This window comes from Phaeobacter sp. HF9A, from assembly GCF_011806385.1.
Lineage (GTDB): Bacteria > Pseudomonadota > Alphaproteobacteria > Rhodobacterales > Rhodobacteraceae > Epibacterium.
Genome location: NZ_JAATOX010000006.1, coordinates 40,464 through 58,647 on the forward strand (window position 1 = coordinate 40,464; position 18,184 = coordinate 58,647).

Sequence of the window (18,184 nt, forward strand, 5' to 3'; positions counted from 1 at the left end):
GGGAACTGTCAGGTTTTACTCGGCAGCGACGGCTGCTTTTGCGTTGAATTGCTCCAGGATCGCCTCGGCGCAGTCGCGACCGTCCTTGATCGCCCAAACCACGAGGCTGGCGCCGCGCACGATGTCACCCACCGCATAGACGCCATCGAGGTTGGTTGCGCCGGTCTTGAACTCCGCCTTGATGGTGCCCCAGCGGGTCACCGGCAGGTTCGGCTGATCCCAGAGCGTCGGCAGCTCTTCAGGTTCAAAGCCAAGCGCCTTGATCACCAGGTCGGCGTCCTCGACATAATCCGCACCTTCGATCACCTCGGGCGCCTGACGGCCGGAGGCATCGGGCTGCCCCAGGCGCATCTTCTGCACCATGACGCCCGCGACCTTGCCGCCCTCATCGGTGAAGCCTTTCGGCGCCGAGAGCCATTCGAACACAACGCCCTCTTCTTCGGCGTTCTGCACCTCGCGCTGCGAGCCGGGCATATTGGCGCGGTCGCGACGGTAGAGACATTTCACCGAGGTCGCGCCCTGACGGATCGAGGTGCGCAGGCAGTCCATCGCGGTATCCCCGCCGCCGATCACGACGACGTTCTTGCCCGCGGCGTTGAAGGTTCCGTCCTCATACTCCGGCACGCTGTCGCCAAAGTTCGCCACCCGGTTGGAGGCGGTCAGGAAGTCAATCGCCTTGACGATGCCGCTTGCCCCGGAACCGGGCATGGCCAGATCGCGGGATTTATACACGCCAGTCGCGATGATCACCGCGTTATGTTTGCTACGGATCTCTTCAAAGGAGATATCCACGCCGACGTTGCAGTTCATCACAAAGGTCACGCCGCCGTCTTCCAACAGCTTGTTGCGGCGCATCACGACCTCTTTTTCCAGCTTGAAGCCGGGGATGCCGTAGGTCAGCAGACCGCCTGCGCGGTCATAGCGGTCATATACGGTGACCTGCACGCCCGCCTTGCGCAGCATGTCGGCTGCGGCCAGACCGCCGGGGCCCGCGCCGATGATGCCGACGGATTCCTCGCGCTCCACGCGCGGTGCGTTGGCCTTCACCCAGCCTTTTTCCCAGGCGGTATCGGTGATGTATTTCTCCACCGCGCCGATGGTGACAGTGCCATGGCCGGATTGTTCGATCACGCAGTTGCCCTCGCAGAGGCGGTCTTGCGGACAGATGCGGCCACAGATCTCCGGGAAGGTATTGGTCGCCTGGCTGGTGGCATAGGCCTCTTCGAGGCGGCCCGTGGCGGTCAAGCGCAGCCAATCGGGGATGTTGTTGTGCAGCGGGCAATGCGACTGGCAATAGGGCACGCCACATTGGCTGCACCGGCTGGCCTGCTCTTCGGCCTTGGCGGCGGCGAATTCCGCATAGATCTCATCGAAGTCTTCTCTGCGTGCATCCGCAGTTCGTTTCTCCGGCATATCGCGATTGATCTTCACGAATTTCAGCATCGGTTGCTTGGCCACGGCGAAACTCTCCCTTTTGGCTGGCGACGACAGTAAGAAAACCTCCGGGTCGGTAGAAAGGTCATTAATGCTGACCTATTATCCAACCTCTACTGTGTGAATAATCATTCTGGAGCGGTTGTACAGTATTTTTGGGACCGATACGGTCCTAAATTGCAACTTCCCTCTAAAATCAATGGGATTATACAGAAGCGACACTGCGCACCCTGCGCCGATCACCCTGGACCCCTCCCATGCCGCTCTTTCAATTGATCCTCGTCGCCCTGATCCAGGGCATCACCGAATTCCTGCCGATCTCCTCCTCCGGCCATTTGATTCTCCTGCCCGGCCTCACCGGGATGCAGGATCAGGGCCAGGCCATCGACGTGGCGGTGCATGTCGGCACGCTTGCGGCAGTGATCATCTATTTCTGGAGCGACGTGCGCGAAGGGCTGATCGGCCTGCCCCGCGCGCTAACAGGCCGTCTGGACACCCCCGGCGCGCGGCTTGCGATGGGGTTGATCGTTGCGACGATCCCGACCGTGATCTTTGGCGCCTTCCTGCATTTCAGCGGGCTGAGCGACGCGCTGCGCTCCGTCACCGTGATCGGCTGGACCATGCTTGGATTTGGCATTGTCCTTTATGTCGCCGACCAAAAAGGCGACACCCGGAAAACGAGCTCCGATTGGGGGCTGGGGGACGCGCTGATCATGGGGCTCTGGCAGATGGTGGCGTTGATTCCCGGCACCTCGCGTTCCGGCATTACCATCACCGGCGCGCGCCAGCTGGGCTACGCCCGCGAAGACGGTGCCCGGGTCGCAATGTTGATGTCGATCCCGACCATCATCGCCTCGGGCGTTTTGCTGGGCACTGAGGTCGCCCTGGATGCCAATATGGCCCTGATGCGCGATATGGGGATTGCGGCGCTGCTGTCGATGGTCTCGGCGCTCGTGGCGCTTTCAATCATGATGCGCCTTCTGAAATCGGTGAGCTTCACACCCTATGTCATCTACCGCGTAATTCTGGGCGTCGTGCTTTTGGTCATCGCCTATAGCTGACAAAAAAGGCGCGGTCTCCCGCGCCTTTCGATCCGTCATCGAATATCGGTTTTAGATATCTCCGCGCAGATTGCGGGCGGATTGCATCAGCTCGTCATACTGACCAGAGGGGCGGAACTTCCACAGATAGTCCGGCAGGATCGTGCCCATGGGCATCGGCTCGATCCCCAGATCGGCCAGCCCCTTTGCACCGTCGCTGACGACATTGTCGCTCTTCAGGCTCTTGAGCTGATCGCGGGTCAGCATCTTGTTCTCGACCAGCCCAAGCGTCAGCTTCTGCACCATATCAAAGCCCCAGGCCATCAGACCCGCCACAAAACCCGGCAGAGAGACAACAAGACGGCGACGGTTGATCACCTCCAGCATCTGCGCAATCAGCGCAGAGAAGCTCTTGGTCTCGGGACCGCCAAGCTCGTAGACACCCGGCGCGGCATTGCCCAGGATCCCGGCAACCGCAGCCTGCGCCACGTCATCGACATAGACCGGCTGAAACAGAGTAGCACCGCTGGCGATGGGCAGGACGGGCCCCATGCGAGTCATGGCGGCAAAGCGGTTGAAGAAACCATCCTCGGCCCCGAAGATCACCGAGGGGCGCAGGATCACAGCCTGCGGGAAGGCCGCGAGCACGGCGGCTTCGCCTTCGGCCTTGGTGCGGGCATATTCGCTGGCCCCCTCCGCGTCGGCACCGATAGCGGAAAGATGCACCAATGTCTCGACGCCATTCTGTGCCGCGATACGGGCAATGCGGCCCGCGCCTTCGGCCTGAACGGCGGAAAAGGTGTTCTTGCCGGTCTCGTTGAGCACGCCCACGCAGTTCACCACCGCATCGGCCCCGGCCATCACCGCCGCAACAGAGGCGTCATCGCGGATGTTGCAGAACACCGGCTCGACCTGGCCGGGCACACCGTAGGGTTTGACGTGCATCGCCTCGTTGGGACGGCGCACCGCGACTCGCACGCGCCAGCCCGCCTTCGCCATGCGGCGCGCAATATAGCGGCCGACAAAGCCCGACCCGCCATAGATGGTGACCAGTTTTGACATGACTTGGCTCCTCTTGCGCTAGCTGTTACCCCGATCTACCGCTCCAAGCCCTTTCAAACAAGGCGCAAAACGTCGCTGATTGTTCCAAGATCCGAGGTTCCTGCCCCTGTGACGCAGGATTTTGCAAAAATGTCAAAAATCCGTTTGACGCCCTGCGCGACTCTGCGTATATCGCGCTTCACCGACCCGTGCCCAGATGGCGGAATTGGTAGACGCGCTAGCTTCAGGTGCTAGTGTCCGTATGGACGTGGAGGTTCGAGTCCTCTTCTGGGCACCATTTATCCCCTACACATTGCTGATCTCATCAGTAGAGTGCCCCTGAAATCAGACAGGGGAATTTCCGATGCAAGCGAATCTCGATCACTGGCAGGAACGCGTCGATATGGCTGCGGCCTTTCGCTGGGTCGCGCGGCTCAATATGCATGAGGCGGTCGCCAACCATTTCTCGCTGGCGGTGAACGAGGACGGCAGCCGGTTCCTGATCAACCCGAAACTGCGCCATTTCTCCCGCATCAAGGCATCTGACCTGCTGGAGGTGGATGCCAATGATCCCAGCACCATGGAGCGCCCCGACGCGCCGGACCCCACCGCCTGGGGGCTGCATGGCTCGTTGCATCGGCTCTGCCCGCATGCGCGCTGCATCATGCATGTGCATTCGACCTTTGCCACCGTCCTGGCGAGCCTCAAGGACAGTCGCCTGCCGCCCATCGACCAGAATTGCGCCACGTTCTACAACCGCTATGTGATCGACGATGGCTACGGCGGGTTGGCCTTTGCCGACGAGGGCGCGCGCTGCGCCGCCATGCTCACCGATCCGAAGGTCAAGGTGATGATCATGGGCAACCACGGGGTATTGGTGATCGGAAACACCGTCGCCGAGACATTCGACAAGCTTTATTATTTCGAACGCGCGGCGGAGACTTATATTCGCGCCCTGCAAACCGGCCAGCCGCTGCGCGAGCTTAGCCCTGACGTGGCGGAGAAAACCGCGCAAGAGATCGAGAGTTATCCCGTAGACGCCACCGCAGCGCATCTGCGCGAATTGAAGGCCATTCTGGACGAGGAGGGCGCGACCTACGCGTCTTGACGGTTATCTGACCTGAAATGCAAAACGGGGCGCCTCGCGCCCCGTTTTTTGTTCTTGAGACCGATCACCAGATCAGGCGGCGGCTTCGCCCGGCTTCTTGCCGAGGATGATCATCGACAGCAGGTCATCATCGGTCACATCTTCGATGTTCACCGTACCGACAAGCTGGCCGTTCTTCATCACCGATGCCCGGTCGCAGAGCTCCATCACCGCGTGCACATCGTGGTCGATCAGGAAGATCCCGATGCCCTGTGCCTTGAGCTGCTGGATAAGCTCCGCCACCATCTGGGTCTCGTGCGGGCCAAGCGCCGCGGTGGGTTCGTCCATGATCAGGATCTTGGCGTTGAAATAGACCGCGCGCGCAATCGCCACCGATTGCCGCTGCCCACCCGAAAGCGCGGAGACCGGCTCGTTGAACTTGCGGAAGTTCGGATTGAGGCGCCCCATGATCTTGCGACACTCGGCCTCCATCGCGGCATCATTCACCAGCCCCGTCGCTGTGACGATCTCACGCCCCAGAAACAGGTTCGAGGCAGCGTCGAGGTTATCGGCCAGCGCCAGCGTCTGATAGATCGTCTCGATGTTGTGGCTGCGCGCATCGCGGGGATTGGTGATCTCCACCTTGTTACCGTTGATGCGGATCTCGCCCGAGTCCATCTTGTATGCACCCGAAAGCACCTTGATGAGTGTCGATTTCCCGGCACCGTTGTGACCCAGCAGGCCGACGACCTCGCCCGGATGCAGATCGACAGACACATCGTCCACCGCCTTGATGCCGCCGAAGGAGATGGAGATGTTGTTCATCTCCACCATCGGAGTTGCGCCCTGGGCGCGGAGTTCCTTGGGAGTAGCCATTATTTTGCCCCCACACGTTTGCGATAGACGATGTCGATGAATACGGCCGCAACCAGCACGGTGCCGACAACGATGTTCTGGAACGGCGCATCAACGCCCACCATGGCCATGCCGGATTGAAGGCTCTGCATGATCAGCGCCCCCAGGATGGCGCCGTAGATGGTGCCAAAGCCGCCCGAAAGCGCGGTGCCGCCAATAACAGCCGCTGCGATCACCCGCAGCTCGTCCAGGGTGCCGATGTCATTGGAGTGGTTGGCCAGACGGGCCGAGGCCACAACAGCCGACAGCGCACAGAGGAACCCCATGATGGCAAAGATTTTCACCGTCAGCAGGCGCGTATTGATGCCCGAAAGCTCCGCCGCGTCCGGGTTACCGCCGGTGGCAAAGATATACCGCCCCAGCCGGGTCCGTTTTGCGACAACGGTCATCACCACCGCCACGCCAATCAGGATCAGCACAGAAATCGGCAGGCCGTAACCCTGGGTGAAGCCCTCGGGCATCACTTCGCCGCGTGCCTCGAACAGGCGGGCCAGACGGCGGGTCGGGATCTCATAGGCGTTAAGGACCGCAACGAAGCCAAGGATTGCGCCAGACACGATCAGCGCCATGACGCCCTCGGCCCAAAGTGGTTTTACCGGGAATTCATGTGCCAGCTTGGCACGGCGGCTGTTCCACAGGGTCAGGAGCGCAAGAACCGTCGCCACAACCCCAAGGATCCAGCTCAGTGAAACGCCAAGCGTGCCATTGGTGCCGCCGAAGATCAGAAAGGTGGAATCAAGCGGGCCGATGGTCTGGCCGTCGGTCAGATACCAGGCGACGTTGCGCCAGACCAGAAAACCGCCAAGCGTGACGATAAAGGCGGGAATGGTCAGGTAGCCGACCATCCACCCCTGAAAGGCGCCAATCAGCGTTCCGGTCGCCAGGCCGACAACAACGGTCAGCACCCATGTCAGCGGATGGTTCAAGCCCAGCCCCAGCACATGCGGGAGAAATTCGGTCTGCGTCATCGCCATGACCGCCGAACAGGTCGCCAACAGCGCCCCAACGCTGAGGTCGATGTGGCGGGTCACGATCACAAACACCATGCCCGACGCCATGATTGCCACCGAAACGGTCTGGATCGTCAGGTTGAAGATATTGCGCGGCGTCAAGAAGCGCCCATCGGTCACCAGGTTGAACCCGATGCAAAGAATGACAAAGGCACCGATCATGCCCAACAGCCGCACATCCAGCTCAAGCTGCTGGAACATATTGCGCTTGTTTTGAGGGGGGATCGGCTGAGACGTGGTGTCGGTCATGTCCGGCTCCAGTATTCAGCAGGGAAGGGGTCGGGCGCTCCGACAGATCGGAACGCCCGTTTGAAGTATGTCAGATCAGATCAGTTGCAGGGTGCGGGGCCGTTTTCAACACCTTGGCACAGCGCTTCCTGAGTGATCCAGCCAGCGTCAACCACGGCGGACAGGTTGTCCTTGGTGACCGGAACCGGCGACAGGAACTTGGCGGTCATGGTGGTGCCCGACGGAGAGGTCCAGGACGTGGCCCCATCGACATCTGCCATGGCGGAGCCACCGGCCAGCGCAACGGCGATCTCGCCAGCCGCATGACCAAGGTCGCGCGCGTCTTTCCACACGGAAACGGTCTGGGTGCCCTTGGCAACGCGGTTCAGCGCTGCGTGGTCGCCGTCCTGACCGGAAACCGGGATGCCTTCCATGCCCTGAGCGGTCAGCGCCGCCACAACACCGCCCGCGGTGCCGTCGTTGGAGGCCACAACCGCGTCGACCTTGTTGTCGTTGGCGGTCAGGATCTGTTCCATGTTGCGCTGTGCGTTCGCCGGCAGCCAGCCATCGGTATAGGCTTCGCCAACGATGGTGATGTCACCGGAATCAACAGCCGCCTGGATGATCTCTTGCTGACCACCGCGCAGGAAGTCTGCGTTCGGATCGGTCGGCGAACCTTTGATCATGACGTAGTTGCCCTTGGGCATCGCCTCGAATACGGCGCGCGCCTGCATGCGGCCCACTTCGACGTTGTCAAAGGTCAGGTAGAAGGCACGACCATCTTCGATCAGACGGTCATAGGCGATAACCGGGATGCCTTCGTCTGCCGCAGCTTGCACGGCGGGGCCAATGGCCTGTGTGTCCTGCGCCAGAATGATCAGCGCATCAACGCCCTGTGCGATCAGGCTTTCGATGTCGGACAGCTGCTTGCTGGACGAGGATTGCGCGTCAGCAGAGATATACTCGGCTCCGGCTTCATCCAGCGCCGCAACGATGGCCGCTTCGTCGGTTTTCCAGCGTTCTTCCTGGAAGTTCGACCAGCTCACGCCCACGGTCAAATCAGCAGCAAATGCCGAAGATGCAGCAAATGCACTCAGTGCGATAACGGAGAGTCCGTTCAGAAATTTCATATTTTCCTCCCTTGTCGTGTGGCCCTGACGTTCATACGGGACACACTGTGATTCATCTGTAACAACATTTTTTTTGAGTTTCAAATTAAATCATGTATCCTTTCCGCAGGGAGAGGGTGCCACAGCGGTTACGCTGGCACCAATAGAAAGATAGCGCAAAAAACCTTGCGCTGGAGGAGCATACTCTTGGCACGATCAGGCAGGCTGTCGTCTTTGGGCGATCAGCGCGAAAATGGACGTCAACAGATACTGGATGTGATTCGAACCACCGAGAGCATCGCCCGGATCGACATCGCAAAAGCCACCGGTATGAGCCCGGCCACCGTGACCTCGATCACCGCCGAGCTGCTGAGCGCAGGGCTGATCGAGGAGGTCGCCCCCGATGCCTCCGCCGAGAGCCGACGCGGCCGGCCGCGCGTGGCGCTGCGCATTTGTGGCAAGGCGCGGCTGATCGCCGGGATCAAAGTGTCGCATCATCTTATTTCGGCGGTCCTGACAGATTTTGTCGGCGAAGAGCTGGCCAGCCATGAAATGCCGCTCTCGCAGGGGCGCATGCCGGTTCAGGACCTCTGCACGCAAATCCTGCGCACGCTGGAAATCGCCTGCCAAAAGGGCAACCTGTCGATCAACGATCTTTCGGGCGTTGGCGTCGGCATTGCCGGGATGGTCGATGCGGAGCGCAATTTCGTCTATTGGTCCTCCTCGCTGGACGAACGGAATGTATCCCTCGGCGACGCGCTTGCGCAGGTCCTCCCCTGCCCGGTGTTTCTCGACAATGACGCCAATCTGGTGGCCAAGGCAGAACATCTCTTTGGCGAGGGGCGCACCTGCGAGAATTTCATCGTCATCACCATCGAACATGGCGTTGGCATGGGGATCGTGATCGACGGCAAGATCTATCGCGGCAGTCGCGGCTGCGGGGCGGAGCTTGGCCACACCAAAGTCCATCTGGAAGGCGCGCTCTGCCAATGCGGCCAGCGCGGCTGTCTGGAGGCCTATGTCGGCGATTACGCGCTGCTGCGAGAGGCCAATCTTTCCAGCGGCGGCGCACGGCACGCCACTTTGGCCTCGCTCTTTGAGGCCGCCCAAAACGGCGATGCTGTTGCGCGCTCCATTCTGGACCGGGCCCGGCGCATGTTCGCCATGGGGCTTGCCAATGTGGTCAATATCTTTGACCCGTCCAAGATCATTCTGGCCGGAGCACGACTGTCCTTTGATCACCTTTATTCCGACAAGGTCATAGAAGAAATGCGCCATTGGGTGGTGCAGGTCGACGCGCCGCTGCCAGAGGTCATCGTGCATGATTGGGGCGATCTGATGTGGGCCAAGGGTGCCGCCGCCTATGGAATCGAAGAAGTAACCACCCAAACCGTAAAGGAACTCGCCAATGCGGCCGCCTAGCCATCTGAGCCTGGTCTTGCTGACCATCGCGGCCCCGCTCTCTGCCGCGCCGCAGGCACCGAGCTTCACCCCCGTTCCGGTCGCGGAACATATCTATGGTGGTGGCTGGGAGCATTACGTGGGGGGCGGACTTGCGGTGTTTGACTGCAACGGCGACGCGCTGCCAGAGCTCTACGCCGCCGGTGGCGAAAACCCGGCGCAGCTCTTCATGAATACCACAGATGGCGACGGTGCGGCGCTATCTTTTGCCCTAGACACCCCAGAGGAGCTGGCGCTGACCGGCGTGACCGGGGCATATCCGCTTGATATTGATGGCGATTCAATCCTCGACCTGGCCATCATGCGCGCCGGAACGGATGTCTTGCTCAAGGGCAGCGGCTCTTGCCACTTCACCCCCTTTGCGGATCTTGGCTTCAGCAGCGACAATCACTGGACCACTGGATTCTCCGCCACCTGGGAGGGCGGGAACACACTGCCGACCCTGGCCTTTGGCACCTATGTGGACCGCACCGACCCCAATGGCCCCTTTGGCACCTGCGATGATACCCTGCTCTATCGTCCGAAGGACGGGCACTACGACACCGCCAAGGCGCTGTCGCCGGGGTTTTGCGCGCTCTCCGTCCTGTTCAGCGACTGGAACCACAATGGCCGCGCGGATCTGCGCCTCTCCAATGACCGCCACTACTATGTGCGAGGTGGGCAAGAACAACTGTGGGCAATGGAGGACACTCCGCGGCTTTATACCGCCGAGGAAGGTTGGAAGCCCTATGCGCTCTGGGGCATGGGGATCGCCTCGCGCGATATGAACGGCGATGGCTATCAGGACGTCTATCTGACCTCGATGGGGGATCAGAAGTTCCAGCTGCAAAACCCCGCTTCCGATGGCCCCGTGTGGGAGGATGTAACCTATGGGTTTGGCACCACCGCGCATCGCCCCTATACCGGCGGCGACGGGCGGCCCTCGACCGGCTGGCATGCGGCCTTTGGTGATGTGAACAACGACGGGCGCGACGACATCTTTGTCACCAAGGGCAATGTGGAACAGATGCCCGGCGCGGCGCAAAAGGATCCCAACAACCTGATGCTGCAACAGGCGGATGGCAGTTTTGTTGAGATCGGCGAGGCCGCCGGTATCGCCAGCCTGCACCGGGGTCGTGGCGGCGCTTTGGTGGATCTCAATCGCGACGGGTTTCTCGACATCGCCGTGGTCAACCGACGTGCCGCGATGGAAGTCTGGCAGAACGATGGGGCGACCGGCGGCAATTGGCTGTTGCTGCGCCTGGAGGCCCGCGCCCCCAATACCCGCGCTGTCGGCGCCTTTATTGAAATCGACGTGGACGGCCAGCGCATGATGCGCGAGGTCACCATTGGTGGTGGCCATGCAGGCGGTGACAGTGGCGATTTCCATGTTGGGCTTGGGGCCGCAGCCACCGCCATGGTCCGGGTGATCTGGCCTGACGGCCAGATCGGTGAGTGGCAGGATCTGGAGGCAAACCAGCGTGTTACGCTGTCACCTCAGTGATGGGCAGAACCTAGTGATCAACCGGCAGGCCACTGGGAATCGCCTTTGGCACCCCCAGCCGCCCTGCCGCTGCGGTCTCATCCGTCAGGGCGTTCAGGAAGGCGACAAGATCCGCGATCTCTGCCTCCGTCAGGGTGATGTCAGGCGCAGTGACCGATGCACGCAGCGCCGCGCGGTCTTCGGCGCTGTCAAGGATGGCCCAGTCTGCCACCCCGTCCAGCGGCGGGAGGATAGCCTGAGTTCTGTCGTAATTATCCAACGCTTGCGCGGGGTTTACGTGGTGCCGGATGGCCCCCTCCAATGTGGCATAGGCGCCATCATGCCCGTAGGGGGCGGTCAGGGTTACGTTGCGCAGCGACGGCGTGCGAAAGGCATAGGCGTCCTCCGCCTCTCCGGTGACCCGGATGCGGCCCTCATCCCGGTGGTGGCTCTCAAACCGGGCCGCCTTGCCGGGGCCAAACTGCGGCATCGCCAAAGCGTGGAACGCATGGTCGGTCTGTAGCCAGCCCGCATGGCAAGAACTGCATCCCGCCGCGCCGTAAAACAGATCCATGCCGCGTTTGGCGGGATCCGAAAGCCCGCCCTGCCCGAGCATATAGACATCAAAAGGGCTCATATCGGCGCGCCATTCGAAGCGGATGAAATCGGCCATGGCATTGGCGATCTCGGCAAATGTGATCGGCGCGCCTGCGCCAAGAACCGTGTCAAACCGCGCCCGATAGTCGGGAATGGCCTCGACCCGCGCCGCGATTCTGTCCCAGGCGCCGCCGGGGGTGGACAGCTGGCCCAGGCGCACCGCCTCGGCGACCTCATTCTCTGAATAATGTCCGGCCATCTCATCCGGCGAGAGAACGGGAAACATCGCCTGCGCGGCAAGCGCGTCGTCAAAGCCGGCAACCATATCCTCGCCCAGCGGCGTGCGCAGACCATTGGGAAAATCCGGGTGCCCTTCCAGCCGCCCGTCGTGAAACATCACCGTGAACTGCGCCGCGCCGAGGTTCCACAGGCCCGGGGCATTGCGCGGAATACGTTCCTCCGGGTGGTTGGCGGGGTTCGCTTTGCGCTCCGGGCCAAGGCCAAGACCGCCCTCGCCGATCCCCAGAGAGACCCCATCCCCGGTGCCAAACTTGGGATGGTGACAGGTTGAACAGGCGATATTGCGATTGCCGGACAGGATCGGATCGTAAAACAGCAGCTGCCCCAGCTCTACCGCCGCCATGTCGGCCTCGGGAAAGATCGGACGCGGACCAAGCGCGGGGCGCTCTCCTGCAACTGTAAAAGACGCAGAGGCCATCAGCCCCGCAACGATGATCGCGCGCGTCAGCCCCATCCGAAATCCAGCCTCAGGTTCTGGACATAGGGTTTATCGGGCGTCACGATCACGCTGGGAAAATCGGGCTGGTTCACCGCATTGGCATGTCCTTGCGGTTCGAAACACAGGCCCATTCCGGGGCCGATCGTTTGCCCGGACAGGCCACCGCCCTGTGCCGGCAGCATCATCGCTGTATAGACCTGTGCACCGGGTTGCTCGGTCGTGACGGTCATCCGCAACCCGTCTGGCGCAGTAAGGATGGCAACAGGCAAGGCCGGATCGCGGGTGTCGTCAAACACAACGTTGATATCCGTGCCCAAACGTTCGCGATCCAGATCACCGAGGCTCTGCCCCATACGCAGATCGTAGCGCGTGCCATCGGGAGGTGCGATCTCTCCATAGGGGACATTGGTATCATCCACCGCGAGATAGCCGATGGCATCCACCTGCAACCGATGATCCCAGATCGGCTGCCCGCCCCCCATGAGGTTATAATAGTTGTGCTGCGCCATATTGATCGGTGTGGGCCGATCAACGGTGGCGGACATCTGGTAATCGACAGACATCGCGTCCAGCGTCACAACGACGGTGAAATCCACCGCCCCGGGAAAGCCATTCTCTCCGTCCGGGGAGTGATAGCTCAACCGCGCGCTTGCGGCGCTTAGCGGTTCCAGCTCCCAGATCACATGCGACAGCCCCTTGGGGCCGCCATGCAGCTGATTGTTGCCCTCGTTCGCGTCCAGATAATAATGCTGCCCGCCCAGCGCGAACTGTGCATTCTTGATCCGGTTTGCGACCCGCCCCGCGATCACGCCGAGATATGCGGGATTGTCCAGATAGGCCGCCGGATCCGCGAACCCGAGGATCAGCGGCCGGTCTTCGCCCTTGGCCGTCAGGCGCAGATCTCGTGTCACCGCCCCGAAGTTCAGCAGGCTCAGCGAGAGCCCGTCGCTCTGCAATGTGACTTCCTTGAGCATTTGACCGCGATGCAGCCCGTGATTGATGATCTGCGCCTTACCCATCAGACGAACCGATTGACGAGGTTTTCGAGGTATTCCTGCTTGCCGGAGCGCGGCTTGGGGTTGATGCCCTCGGCCTCGACCTTCTGCGCGATATCCTCAAGCGACAGCTTGCCCGCCAGCATCTCCTGCGCATCCGGTTTCTGCCAATCCGCATAGCGGTCGGTCACGAAACCATCCAGGGTGCCGTCTTCGATCATCGCGGCGGCAGCTTTAAAGCCACGGGCACAGATATCCATACCGCCGACATGCGCCATCAGCAGATCCTCGGGGTCGATCGACTGGCGGCGCAGCTTTGCGTCAAAATTGGTGCCGCCGGAGGTAAAGCCGCCGTGCTTGAGGATATGGTAATAGGCCAGTGCCACCTCGGGCGTGTTGTTGGGGAACTGGTCGGTGTCCCAGCCGGATTGGTAGTCGTTGCGGTTCATGTCGATGGAACCAAAGATGCCCAGCGCCTGCGCGGTGGCGATCTCATGTTCAAACGAATGCCCGGCCAGGATCGCATGACCCTGCTCAAGGTTCATCTTTACTTCGTTTTCCAACCCATGCCGTTTCAGGAAGCCATAAACCGTGGCGACGTCGTAATCATACTGGTGCTTGGTCGGCTCCTGCGGTTTCGGCTCCACCAGGATCTGCCCTTTGAAGCCGATCTTGTGCTTATACTCCACCACCAGATTGAGCATGCGGCCCAATTGCTGGTCTTCCTGACGCAGGTCGGTGTTGAGCAGGGTCTCATAGCCCTCGCGACCACCCCAGAGCACGTAGTTCTCGCCACCGAGGCGATGGGTGGCATCCATGCAAGTCTTGATGGTCGCCGCCGAAAAGGCAAAGACCTCCGGGTCGGGGTTTGTCGCCGCGCCGGACATAAAGCGCGCGTTGGAAAACAGGTTGGCGGTGCCCCAAAGGAGCTTGACGCCGGTCTCTTCCTGCTTTTGCGCGAAATACTCGACGATCTCGTTCAGGTTACGGGTGTTTTCCGCAAAATCCTTGCCCTCGGGGCGCACGTCCAGATCGTGGAAACAGTAGTAGGGCGATTGCAGCAGGGTGAACATCTCAAACGCCACATCGGCCTTGAGCTTGGCGGCCTCCATCGTGTCCTTGAACCAGGGGCGATCAAAGGTCTGACCGCCAAAGGGATCGCCGCCCGGCCAGACAAAGTTGTGCCAGTAGCAGGTGGCAAAGCGCAGATGCTCTTTCATGGTCTTGCCGAGGATCACCTCCTCGGGGTTGTAGTGGCGGAAGGCCAGCGGGTTGCGGCTGTCCTCGCCCTCATATTGGATCTGCGAGACGTCGCCAAAAAAGCCAGTCGTCATGTCATCAGTGCTTTCATACTAGGATAGAGCGCGCGGTATTTGGCGTATGAGGCGTCAAAGGCTTCGGCCAGATCCGCACGCGGGTCTATGGTGTGGGCAATGGGCGGTGCGGTCATGATGCTGGCAAGATCGCCACCAGTGGCCGCCATGGCCAGACGCGCCGCGCCAAGGGCCGCGCCGAATTCGCCCTTGTCGGGAATGTCCAGCGGCAGGCCGAGCACGGTCGCCAGGGTCTCCACCCAATAGCGCGACTGGGTGCCGCCGCCGACGGCGAGCAGCCGGGTCAGATCGGTCTGGGTGCCCTTCAATGCCTCCAGGCAATCGCGCAGCGCAAAGGCCACACCTTCCATCACCGCCTGTGTCAGCTCGGCGGGGCCATCGCCAATGTCGAGCCCGGCCAGAGTGGCGCGGATGCGGGCATCATTATGCGGGGTTCGCTCGCCGGACAGATAGGGCAGGAAAGTGATCGAGGAGGGACCGGCAATGCGCTCCGGCAACAACCCGGCCAGCGCGGCGGGCGTTTGCCCGAGTGAGCGCGACAGCCAGTTCAGACAATCGGTCGCCGCCAGGATCACCCCCATCTGATACCATGTGTCAGGCACCGCGTGGCAGAAGGTATGCACCGCCGAGGCCGGATCGGGCTGATACTGCCCCTTGGCGGCCAACAACACGCCGGATGTGCCAAGGCTGACAAATCCCTCACCGTCGCGGAAACAGCCGGCACCGCAGGCGGCGACAGCATTGTCACCACCGCCACCGGCAACAACAACGGGGCCGGAAATCCCCCACTCGCGTTGCAGTTCACCCCGCAGATCGCCACCGGGTGCGGCGCCCTCTACCAGATCAGGCATCTGGTCCCGGCGCATGCCAGAGGCATCCAGCAGCGCCTCGGACCAATCGCGCGCGCCAACGTCCAGCCAGGAGGTCCCGGCGCTGTCGGACATGTCGGAAATATATGCGCCGGTCAGCCAATAGCGGACATAGTCCTTGGGCAGCAGCACCTTGGCAACCTTGGCAAAAATCTCCGGCTCATGGGCCTTGACCCAGGCGAGTTTCGGCGCGGTAAAGCCGGGAAACACGATGTTGCCCGAAAGATCCCGCACGCCGCTCATCGCGTCCAGCGCGGCAGCCTCGGTTGCGGAGCGGGTGTCGTTCCACAGGATACAGGGCCGCAACACCTTGCCCGCCGCATCGAGCAGCGTTGCGCCATGCATATGACCGCTGAGCCCAATACCGCGCAGCGCCGCAAGTTCCGTGGGATGCGCTGCCTTTAACCCCGCCAGCGCGGATTTGCAGGCCTCGATCCAGTCCTGCGGATCCTGCTCGCTCCAGCCGCTCTGCGGGTGCGAAACCCCATAGGCCGCATCCGCCACGCCAATCACGTTGCCCGCCTCATCAGCCAGCAACGCGCGCAGCCCCGACGTTCCCACGTCAAGCCCCAGAAACATTCGATGTCCTCCCAATCGCCTTCTGCGCGGCACCGCTAAATGCTGCACATATTTATTTCGGCCATTAAAATAAACCAGAATCGCCAGAGACTGTCAATCTGTCCCGGCAAAATTGCCGTCGCGTTCCCGCCTCGCCGGAGGATCGCAGAATTCGCCAATGTGAAACAAACCGGGCGCCATGCCGTCCCCTAGCCGAGGTAGACATCGCCCTTGGGGTAGCGCACGCGCGGGGTGCTGCGGGTGGCCAGGAAAAACCCTAGCGTCAGCGGCCCCACCCGCCCCAGAAACATGATGATGATGATCACCAACCGGCCGAAACCGTCCAGTTCCGGGGTCACCCCGCGCGACAGCCCAACCGTGCCAAAGGCCGATGTCGCCTCAAAGGCGAGGTCGAGGAATTCTGAATCATGGGCGATCGAAATCAGGAAAATCCCGGCCAATACGATCACGATGCTGATGGTGGTCAGCGCCATCACCTTCATGATGTCTTCCAGCGCGAGGCTGCGGCCAAAGACATGCAGCGCCGTCTGGCGTCGGAAAAACGCAACCGTGCCAATCAGCAGAACAATTAGCGTCGTCACCTTGATGCCGCCGGCGGTGGAGGTGCTGCCGCCGCCCACCAACATCAGCGACATGGTCATCAAGGCGGTGCTGTCATGCATGCCATGGGTGTCGAGCGTGTTGAACCCTGCCGTGCGCGGCGAGACCCCCTGAAACCAGCTCGCCCAGAGCCGGCTTGAGGTATCGGGCAACCCGCCAAGCGTCGCGGGGTTGTTCCATTCCAGCAGCGCAAAACCAATACACCCCATCAAGATCAGCGCCAGGGTGCCGGACAGCATCAGCTTGCTGTGCAATGTCAGCCGACGCCAGGACCGCACCTGCGCGATATCTCCCACCACGATGAAGCCAAGCCCGCCCAGGATAAACAGGGCCGGGATGGTGATATTGATGATCGGATTGCCCACCCAGCGCATCAAGCCGTCCGAGTAAAGCGAAAACCCGGCATTGTTGAAGGCCGAAATACTGTGAAACAGAGCGTGCCAGGCCCCTTGCTGCCAGCCCAGCTCAGGCACAAAAACCAGCGCCAGAATGGCGGCGCCCGCCAGCTCGCAGACCAATGCGACCAGCATGATGGTGCGCACGATCAGCACCAGGTTGCCCAGAACCGGATGGTTCAAATCCTCGCGCAGCACCAGCCGCTGCGGCAGGCCGACCGGCAGGCCCAGCGCCGACAGCAACAGCACCGCAAAGGCCATCAACCCCAGACCGCCCAGCTGGATCAGCAGCGCAACGATCAACTGCCCAAAAAAGGTGAAGTCATGACCCGTATCCACCACCGCGAGGCCGGTCACGGTCACGGCGGAGGCAGAGGTAAAGAACGCGTCATAAAAGCTGACCGCACCGTTTTGCGAGATCGGCGCCCAGAGCAGCAGCGCGCCAATGACGATGCAGATAAAGTAGGAGATCACCAGCACCAGCGGCGGTGGCAAGGTGCGCTCTCGGGACAGCAGCTCTTTGCGGATCGGCTTTTTCAATAGAGACTCGATGCGAAATTGCGCAGGTCCGAGCGCTTGCCGAGCAGGATCAGCAGATCATCCTTGGCCAGGGTACAGGCAGAGCCATCCTGCCCCAGATATTCGGTGCCTCGCATCAGGCCGATGCAGCGCAGATTATAGGTCGAGGCATAGGGGATATCGACCAGCGCCTTTCCCTCCAGCGATTCCGGGATCTTGAAATTCACCACATGGTAGCCATTGCCGAGGCTGACATAATCGCGCACCAGCGGGTTATGCAGCACCTGGGCTATATGGAGCCCGACATCGACCTCGGGGTGGATAATGCGATCCACCTTCAGCTTGCTCAGGATACGGTGGTGGGTCTTGGTGGTCGCCTTGGCCCAAACGATCGGCACCCCAATGGTCTTGAGGTTGATCGCCGCGAGGATACTTGCCTCCAGATCCGACCCCATGGCCACCAGCGCCACATCGCAATCGGCGATCCCGGCCTGGCGCAGCGCCAGATCATCGCGGGCATCCACAATCATCGCCTGCGACAACTCATCGGCGCATTGGCTGACGCGCGCCTCGTTGGTGTCAATGCCAATGACGTGGTTGCCGAACCGGCTCAATTCCTTGGCCACAGCCAATCCGAAATTGCCTAGCCCGACGATAACAAAGGTGTTGCGCCGCTCCGGGCTTTTGCGTTTTGCACCCAGCATTCGGTTCCGCTCTCTCCAGCGACGCCGGATAAGCCCGGCAAGTATACGCTCAAATCAAAGGCAGCC

At 61.4% G+C, this 18,184-nt stretch carries 15 protein-coding genes and 1 tRNA gene; 5 read left to right on the plus strand and 11 right to left on the minus strand.

All coding sequences use genetic code 11. The features are described from left to right. Positions 1-15: 15 nt before the first annotated feature. Entirely contained in the window at positions 16-1,458 is a 1,443-nt protein-coding gene (locus HCZ87_RS01990) for an NAD(P)-dependent oxidoreductase (RefSeq protein WP_167642097.1), read from the minus strand. Positions 1,459-1,691: 233 nt separating this feature from the next. On the opposite strand from HCZ87_RS01990, the gene HCZ87_RS01995 reads away from it, so the two are divergent. Then, positions 1,692-2,495 carry an undecaprenyl-diphosphate phosphatase gene (locus tag HCZ87_RS01995; protein ID WP_167642098.1) on the plus strand — a complete coding sequence of 268 codons (804 nt, stop codon included), beginning with the start codon at positions 1,692-1,694 and terminating at the stop codon, positions 2,493-2,495. 51 nt (positions 2,496-2,546) lie between these two features. Here HCZ87_RS01995 and HCZ87_RS02000 read toward each other — a convergent pair whose 3' ends face one another. Next, positions 2,547-3,536: a complex I NDUFA9 subunit family protein gene (locus tag HCZ87_RS02000; protein WP_167642099.1), complete on the minus strand. Its 990-nt coding sequence runs from the start codon at positions 3,534-3,536 to the stop codon at positions 2,547-2,549. A gap of 190 nt (positions 3,537-3,726) precedes the next feature. On the opposite strand from HCZ87_RS02000, the gene HCZ87_RS02005 reads away from it, so the two are divergent. Next, positions 3,727-3,813, plus strand: a tRNA-Leu gene (locus tag HCZ87_RS02005). A gap of 66 nt (positions 3,814-3,879) precedes the next feature. After that, positions 3,880-4,623, plus strand: a complete 744-nt coding sequence (locus HCZ87_RS02010) for a class II aldolase and adducin N-terminal domain-containing protein (protein WP_167642100.1) — start codon at positions 3,880-3,882, stop codon at positions 4,621-4,623. A 72-nt stretch (positions 4,624-4,695) separates the two neighbouring features. Here HCZ87_RS02010 and HCZ87_RS02015 read toward each other — a convergent pair whose 3' ends face one another. The 3 genes from HCZ87_RS02015 to xylF form a co-directional block, all read right to left on the minus strand. Continuing rightward, positions 4,696-5,478, minus strand: coding sequence for an ATP-binding cassette domain-containing protein (locus HCZ87_RS02015; RefSeq protein ID WP_167642101.1), 783 nt, complete (start codon positions 5,476-5,478; stop codon positions 4,696-4,698). Then, positions 5,478-6,776 carry a sugar ABC transporter permease gene (locus HCZ87_RS02020; RefSeq protein WP_167642102.1) on the minus strand — a complete coding sequence of 433 codons (1,299 nt, stop codon included), beginning with the start codon at positions 6,774-6,776 and terminating at the stop codon, positions 5,478-5,480. The genes HCZ87_RS02015 and HCZ87_RS02020 overlap by 1 nt, the downstream gene beginning before the upstream one ends. A gap of 80 nt (positions 6,777-6,856) precedes the next feature. Beyond that, positions 6,857-7,885: a D-xylose ABC transporter substrate-binding protein gene (gene xylF, locus HCZ87_RS02025; protein WP_167642103.1), complete on the minus strand. Its 1,029-nt coding sequence runs from the start codon at positions 7,883-7,885 to the stop codon at positions 6,857-6,859. A 213-nt stretch (positions 7,886-8,098) separates the two neighbouring features. Here xylF and HCZ87_RS02030 point away from each other — a divergent pair, with 213 nt between their 5' ends. Together HCZ87_RS02030 and HCZ87_RS02035 are read left to right on the plus strand one after the other, a co-directional pair. Further along, positions 8,099-9,286, plus strand: a complete 1,188-nt coding sequence (locus HCZ87_RS02030; RefSeq protein ID WP_368484069.1) for an ROK family protein — start codon at positions 8,099-8,101, stop codon at positions 9,284-9,286. After that, positions 9,273-10,808 carry a CRTAC1 family protein gene (locus HCZ87_RS02035; RefSeq protein WP_167642105.1) on the plus strand — a complete coding sequence of 512 codons (1,536 nt, stop codon included), beginning with the start codon at positions 9,273-9,275 and terminating at the stop codon, positions 10,806-10,808. The genes HCZ87_RS02030 and HCZ87_RS02035 overlap by 14 nt, the downstream gene beginning before the upstream one ends. Positions 10,809-10,818: 10 nt before the next feature. Here the strand turns inward: HCZ87_RS02035 and HCZ87_RS02040 are convergent, their stop codons facing one another. The 6 genes from HCZ87_RS02040 to HCZ87_RS02065 all read right to left on the minus strand — a co-directional run bounded on the left by HCZ87_RS02040 (position 10,819) and on the right by HCZ87_RS02065 (position 18,118). Further along, a complete protein-coding gene (locus HCZ87_RS02040; protein ID WP_254868492.1) occupies positions 10,819-12,102 on the minus strand; it encodes a cytochrome-c peroxidase in 1,284 nt (427 codons plus the stop codon). 26 nt (positions 12,103-12,128) lie between these two features. Further along, positions 12,129-13,142, minus strand: coding sequence for an aldose epimerase family protein (locus tag HCZ87_RS02045; RefSeq protein ID WP_167642107.1), 1,014 nt, complete (start codon positions 13,140-13,142; stop codon positions 12,129-12,131). Then, positions 13,142-14,452, minus strand: a complete 1,311-nt coding sequence (gene xylA / locus HCZ87_RS02050) for a xylose isomerase (protein ID WP_167642108.1) — start codon at positions 14,450-14,452, stop codon at positions 13,142-13,144. The genes HCZ87_RS02045 and xylA overlap by 1 nt, the downstream gene beginning before the upstream one ends. Continuing rightward, on the minus strand, positions 14,449-15,900 hold the full coding sequence (xylB, locus tag HCZ87_RS02055; RefSeq protein WP_167642109.1) for a xylulokinase: 1,452 nt from the start codon (positions 15,898-15,900) through the stop codon (positions 14,449-14,451). Before xylB ends, xylA begins: the two co-directional genes overlap by 4 nt. A 188-nt stretch (positions 15,901-16,088) precedes the next feature. Beyond that, complete coding sequence (locus HCZ87_RS02060) at positions 16,089-17,435, minus strand: TrkH family potassium uptake protein (protein WP_254868490.1); 1,347 nt, start codon at positions 17,433-17,435, stop codon at positions 16,089-16,091. Then, on the minus strand, positions 17,432-18,118 hold the full coding sequence (locus HCZ87_RS02065) for a TrkA family potassium uptake protein (protein ID WP_167642110.1): 687 nt from the start codon (positions 18,116-18,118) through the stop codon (positions 17,432-17,434). Before HCZ87_RS02065 ends, HCZ87_RS02060 begins: the two co-directional genes overlap by 4 nt. Between the last annotated feature and the right edge of the window lie 66 nt (positions 18,119-18,184).